Origin of the sequence: Nonomuraea longicatena (assembly GCF_039525605.1) — a bacterium.
Taxonomy (GTDB): Bacteria; Actinomycetota; Actinomycetes; order Streptosporangiales; family Streptosporangiaceae; genus Nonomuraea; species Nonomuraea longicatena.
The window spans coordinates 1-578 of sequence record NZ_BAAAHQ010000088.1; the positions used below are offsets into that span (position 1 = coordinate 1).

Genomic DNA, 578 nt, shown 5'->3' on the forward strand with positions numbered 1-578 from the left:
AGATGGGCTGGCCGGTGGCGCGGTTGTGCCAGATGGCGGCGGTCAGGGCCAGGATGCGCTGGGCGATGCGCACACCGACGCCGGTGACTGTCCGGCCTCCGTGCAGTTCCAGGTCGAGCTGGCCTTTGAGGGTGTCGTTGACGGACTCGATCAGCTGGCGGATCGGTTTGAGCAGGTCCTCGCCGGGGCGTGGGGTGCGGTTGCGGTAGGACGGGCGTAGCAGCCGTACCCCGCGCTCGGCCAGGAAGACGTCCAGCTCGGCGGAGATGTAGCCCTTGTCGGCGATGATGAGCAGGCCGGGCCGGTCGGCGAGCAGGTGCGGGTCGTGCTCGCAGATGGCCATCAGGACCTGGCGTTCGTCGATGTTCGGGGTGGCCAGGGCCCAGGTGACGGGTAGTCCGGCCGGGGTGCAGATCAGGTGCAGGCGCAGCCCCCAGAAGTAGCGGGAGTGGGAGCGACAGTAGCCGTAACCGGCCCAGCCGGCCAGGTCCGAGCGCCGGGCGGTGGGGCGGGAGCGGCCGCACTCGATCGGGGTGGAGTCGGCCACCCACACCGTGTCGCTCCACAGGTCGGTGTCG

1 protein-coding gene is annotated in these 578 nt (G+C 70.6%); it reads right to left on the reverse strand.

All coding sequences use genetic code 11. From position 1 onward, the window contains the following. A partial coding sequence (locus ABD120_RS39340; protein ID WP_343955579.1) for an IS982 family transposase occupies window positions 1–578 on the reverse strand: 578 nt, incomplete at both ends.